The sequence below is a fragment of the Burkholderia sp. genome (assembly GCF_018375725.1).
In the GTDB taxonomy this organism is placed as follows: domain Bacteria; phylum Pseudomonadota; class Gammaproteobacteria; order Burkholderiales; family Burkholderiaceae; genus Burkholderia.
In genome coordinates this window covers 1-4973 of the sequence record NZ_JAHACR010000299.1, presented here as the reverse complement: position 1 = coordinate 4973, position 4973 = coordinate 1, and the positions used below count along the sequence as shown (strand labels likewise).

5 protein-coding genes and 1 pseudogene are annotated in these 4973 nt (G+C 66.7%); 3 read left to right on the top strand and 3 right to left on the bottom strand.

The annotated features are described in order from the left end of the window. Together KH616_RS21215 and KH616_RS21210 are read left to right on the top strand one after the other, a co-directional pair. A partial coding sequence (locus KH616_RS21215; RefSeq protein ID WP_292250527.1) for an amylo-alpha-1,6-glucosidase occupies positions 1 to 1549 on the top strand: 1549 nt, incomplete at its 5' end. 85 nt (positions 1550 to 1634) lie between these two features. Next, positions 1635 to 1895, top strand: a complete 261-nt coding sequence (locus tag KH616_RS21210) for a hypothetical protein (RefSeq protein WP_292250525.1) — start codon at positions 1635 to 1637, stop codon at positions 1893 to 1895. Positions 1896 to 2325: 430 nt separating this feature from the next. Here the strand turns inward: KH616_RS21210 and KH616_RS21205 are convergent. Then, positions 2326 to 2604: pseudogene (locus KH616_RS21205) on the bottom strand (LysR family transcriptional regulator); the annotation flags it as partial. Positions 2605 to 2652: 48 nt separating this feature from the next. Here KH616_RS21205 and blaPEN-bcc point away from each other — a divergent pair. Then, a complete protein-coding gene (gene blaPEN-bcc, locus KH616_RS21200; protein ID WP_292250523.1) occupies positions 2653 to 3540 on the top strand; it encodes a PEN family class A beta-lactamase, Bcc-type in 888 nt (295 codons plus the stop codon). A gap of 394 nt (positions 3541 to 3934) precedes the next feature. On the opposite strand, the gene KH616_RS21195 is transcribed toward blaPEN-bcc, so the two are convergent. Both KH616_RS21195 and KH616_RS21190 read right to left on the bottom strand, forming a co-directional pair. Further along, complete coding sequence (locus KH616_RS21195) at positions 3935 to 4138, bottom strand: hypothetical protein (protein WP_292250521.1); 204 nt, start codon at positions 4136 to 4138, stop codon at positions 3935 to 3937. Positions 4139 to 4629: 491 nt separating this feature from the next. After that, on the bottom strand, positions 4630 to 4973 hold a 344-nt coding region (locus KH616_RS21190), incomplete at its 5' end, for an ATP-binding protein (RefSeq protein WP_292250519.1).

Below are 4973 nucleotides of genomic sequence, written 5' to 3'. Positions count from 1 at the left end.
GACGATCGCCGCGCAGGCCTGCGTGTCGATCTATCTGACCGTCGCGGCGACGACCGGCGCGGCGAGCGCGAGCGCGCCCGCCTGCGGCCGCGCCGCGTTGCGCATCGCGCTCGTCGGCGTGCACCGCGCGATGCGTGCGCGGCGCGCGGCGATGGCGCGGGTCCGCACCGGCAATCCGCTGTTCAATGCGTGGCTCGACCGCTCGGTCGCGGATCTCGGGCTGCTCACGACGCAGCTCGAAACCGGGCCGTACCCGTTCGCGGGCATTCCGTGGTTCTCGACGCCGTTCGGCCGCGATGCCGTCATCACGGCGCTGCAGATGCTGTGGCTGCAGCCGTCGCTTGCGTGCGGCGTGCTGCGGTTCCTCGCCGCGCATCAGGCGCACGAGACGTCGGCGTTCCGCGATGCAGAGCCGGGCAAGATCATGCACGAATTTCGCAAGAGCGAAATGGCGGCGACCGGCGAAGTGCCGTTTGCGCTGTACTACGGCGGTGTCGACACGACGCCGCTATTCATCGTGCTGGCCGGCGCGTACGTGGAGCGTACCGGCGACGACGCGCTGATCGACGAACTCTGGCCCGCGCTCGAAAGCGCGATGCGCTGGGTGATCGACAAGTGCGATCGCAATCCATACGGGCTGCTCGACTATCAGCGCACGTCGGAACGCGGCCTGGCGAACCAGGGCTGGAAGGACAGCCAGGATTCGGTATTCCACGCGGACGGCAGTTTCCCCGACGGTCCGATTGCGCTGGTCGAGGTGCAGGCGTATGCGTGCGCGGCATTCGAGGCGATGGCGGCGATCTCGCGGCGGCGTGGACAGGCGGCGGATGCGGCCCGCTATGCACTGCGGGCGGAGACGCTGCGCGAGCAGGTCGAGACGCTGTTCTGGATGCCGGATGCGAATTTCTACGGGATCGCGCTCGACGGGCATGGCGAGCTGTGCCGTGTGCTTGCATCGAATGCCGGCCATCTGCTCGCGTTCGGGCTGCCGGAGCCGGCACGCGGCGAGGCGGTCGCGGACGTCTTGGGCTCGACACTGTTCCAGACCGGCTGGGGCGTGCGCACGCTCGCGGCGGGCCAGCCGCGCTTCAATCCGATGGCCTATCACAACGGTTCGGTATGGCCGCACGACAATGCGCTCGCCGCGCGCGGGCTCGCGCGCTATGGCGACAAGGCTGCCGCGCTGAACCTGCTGCGCGCGCTGTTCGAGGCGGCGGTGAGCTTCGAGATGCGGTTGCCGGAATTGTTCTGCGGCTTTCCGCGTCGACGCGGCGAGCCGCCGACCGCGTACCCGGTTGCCTGCCTGCCGCAGGCGTGGGCGGCGGGCGCGCCGTTCATGATGCTGCAGGCCTGCCTCGGCGTGAGCATCGATGCGTCGCGCCGCGAAGTGAGGATCGAGCGCCCGGTTCTGCCGGAAGGCGTCGACTGGCTGCGGATAGACAGGCTTCACGTCGGCGACGACAGCGTGTCGCTGACGTTCCGCCGCGTCGACGGCCAGATCGTGGCCGCGGTCGAGCCCGGGCGCGTGAAGGTCGTCGTGGTGCTGTAGCGCGCGTTTGCGCGATGTCGTGCCACGTTCGCACGGGGCGGCATAGAATCGTGGCATGACCCTCGAACCATCGCGGAGGCGCACAATGACGACCGAGCACCGGCCAGACGACAGCGAGCAAAAGCTCGAAAAGCTCGAAAATCTCGAGGCGGCGGTCAACCACCTGCACGAGTCGATCGAATCGCAGAGCATCGCGGTCGGCGCGGCGAAGGGCATTCTCTACAGCCTGATCGAAACGCTCGGCGCGCTGATCGGCGATCCGGACTTGCCCGAGCACGCGCGCTCCGGCTACGAGGCGCTGCGCGACAAGGCGCGCGAATTGCGCGGCGGGCTCGAAAAGCACTGAGCGTGCATGCGGCGGGACAAGGGCTGCCGCGTATGCGGCAGCCTTGCCCGTTTGCGCACGCGCGCGACAAAACACCATGCGCTCAATGGGTTAAGTCCTGCATGCGCAGGATATCCACAAGCTTGCCAACAAAATCTGTGGAAAAGGGGCGCGCCATTGCTGCATGTGGATTCGCAATGGCGGCCCGGCGCAGACATGGGTGCGTTGTTCGGTCGAGCGGCTGCGTGCGTCGCGCAGTGCGGCAGAAAATGGCGTGCGATCAATGGCTTAGGCGCAGGGTGCCCAGGATATCCACATCCTTGCCAACAAAATCTGTGGACAACTGCGGGTCGTTATGCGGCGGCCGCTTCGGCCGCGATCCAGTCGCGAAATAGCGTCATCGCGGGCGTGAGCGGCTTCGACTTCAGTGACGTGAGCCAACCGCGCGCCGGCGCCCGCCGTCGAACGGCTTGAGCACCGTCTCGATGCGGCTGAACGCGTCGCTCAGCGCGGGCAGCAGCGCGCGCCCTTCGTCGGTGAGGTCGAGCCCGCGCGGGAGCCGTGTGAACAGCGTGCAGCCGAGCCGTTCCTCGAGCGCACGCACCTGCTGGCTGACCGCGGCCTGGGTCACGCTCAGCTCGAGGCCGGTACGCGTGAAGTTCAGGTGACGCGCTGACGATTCGAATGCGCGCAACGCATTGAGCGGAAGATGCGGACGGAGCTTTGTCATAAGAAGTTCTTTCGTCATCGCTCTCCACTCCACCACGAGACATAGGACATGATCCATTCATCGCAACGTCGAACCCTGCTGCTGGCCGCCGCGACGGCGCCGCTCGTCCTGTCCGTCAACGCCTGCGCGTCGCGGCAGGCGGCGGACGTTTCGCCCGCGACGTCGTTTGACGCGCTCGAGCGCGCGGCGGGCGGCCGACTCGGCGTATGTGCGATCGACACCGCGAACGGACGGCGCGCGCAGCATCGCGCCGATGAGCGCTTCCCGTTCTGCAGCACATTCAAGGCAATGCTGGCCGCCGCCGTGCTGGCGCGCAGCGTCGAACGACCGGCGCTGCTGCAGCAGCGCGTGACATACCGGCAGGACGACCTCGTGCGCTATTCGCCGGTGACGGAGCGGCACGTCGGCACGGGCATGACGGTCGCCGGGCTGTGTGCGGCGGCGGTCCAATACAGCGACAACTCGGCTGCGAATTTGCTGCTGAAGCTGATCGGTGGTCCATCGGCCGTGACCGCGTATGCGCGTGCGATCGGCGACGACACGTTCCGCCTCGATCGCTGGGAAACCGAACTGAATACCGCGTTGCCGGGCGACCTGCGCGATACGACGACGCCCGCCGCGATGGCCGCGAGCCTGCGTGTGCTCGCGCTCGGCGAGGCACTGCCCGCTGCGCAGCGCGCGCAGTGGATCGAATGGCTGCGCGGCAACAAGGTGGGCGACAAGCGGATCCGCGCGGGCGTCCCGGCCGGGTGGCGGGTCGGCGACAAGACGGGCACCGGTGACTACGGGACGACCAACGATGTGGGCGTGGTATGGCCACCATCGCGTGCGCCGATCGTGCTGGCCGTCTATTACACGCAGACGCGCGCCGATGCGCAGGCGAAGGACGACGTGATCGAGGCAGCTGCGCGGATCGCGGTCTCGGCGTTCAGTTAAACGGGGTGCGTGCACAGACTGGCGATGGCGCCTTCGCATGGCGTTGCCGCCATCCTGATCCATGCCGCTAAACGTTGTGTGATCAACAACTTAGGTTAAGCGTGCTCAGAATATCCACATCCTTGCCAACAAAAATTGTGGACAAGTGCGTGGAGGCGGTAGCGACGCTGGGTGTGGCGGGTGTCGTCATGCGTCGGCGTACTGCGTGCACGATCCATGGCAGCGTCAGGAAATCCTGCCGGATCAAGCACTTGCTTGCGGTATGCGCAGGCTATCCACATCGTTGCCAACACAATCTGTGGAGAACTCGCGTCGCCGCGTACCGATGAACCCGCGGGCGATCCGTCATGGGCGGCGCCGACGCCGCTCACCCCCGGCGCGCGACGAATGACGTTCAGCCGCCGCGCTGTTCGTCGACGGCGGGCCAGCGCACGAACGCGAATACCCAGAGCATGACGAAGTTCACGATCGGCAGGAACATGGTGACCACCCACCAGCCTGAATGGCCGGTGCGCCGGACGATGCGGACATAGGGATACATGCAGACGGCAATAACGACCAGCGTGACGAGCCATTGCCAGGCGGAGAAATGTTCCATGGCCTTCCTCGGAGAGTGGTGTGTCGTTGTGCTGCCTGGGCCGAACGCGGCCCGCTGATTTGCCGTGCGGTACGGGCGGATGTCCCCTGCGCACGGCAAGCGTGATCTTTACTCGTTGCGTTCGCAAACGTCAAGCCTGCGTGCGGCGCATCGTCCGCGTCGACGTCCGTCGGCAAATGCGCGCCGCCGGCCGCACCATGCCAAATCGACGATGCAGCGCATGATTCGTTGCGCGATCAATGAGTTAGCACATGCGTGCGCAGGATATCCACAAGCTTGCCAACAAAAACTGTGGGTAAGTCGGGTGGCTGCGGATCATGACGGTGGCGGCGCATCGTGGCGCGGCTCGTATGCCGCGCATCATACGGCGTGACGGGCCGGCCGCCCTGTCTGCATCACGCATGCCAATGTCCGCGGGATCAAGGGCTTAGCGCGGCGATGCGCAGGATATCCACAAGCTTGCCAACAAAATTTGTGGACAAGCCGCGTGCTCAGGCCGGTGCATCGAAGCGTACTGTCACGGTGAGTCCGCGCCCGTCCGGGCCGGTGTCGAGCGTCACCGTCGCGCGGTGCTGCTCGGCGATCCGTTTGACGATCGACAGGCCGAGGCCGCTTCCGGACGTGGCCGCCTGGGCGCCGGCACCGCGATAGAAGCGCTCCCAGACGTTCGCGCGCTCCGCCTCCGGAATGCCGGGGCCGTTGTCCGACACTTCGAGCACGGGCGTCGCACCGTCGGTGCGGGCGGTCACGTCGATGCGCGCGCCTTCGCCGGCATAGCGGATTGCGTTGTCGACGAGGTTGTTCAGCAGCACGCGCAGCGTGTCGGCATTGCCGG

Bases quoted from the DNA above. Each gene is read 5' to 3' on its own strand.
- KH616_RS21210 (WP_292250525.1), top strand. From the start codon at position 1,635: ATGACGACCGAGCACCGGCCAGACGACAGCGAGCAAAAGCTCGAAAAG.
- blaPEN-bcc (WP_292250523.1), top strand. From the start codon at position 2,653: ATGATCCATTCATCGCAACGTCGAACCCTGCTGCTGGCCGCCGCGACG.
- KH616_RS21195 (WP_292250521.1), bottom strand. From the start codon at position 4,138: ATGGAACATTTCTCCGCCTGGCAATGGCTCGTCACGCTGGTCGTTATT.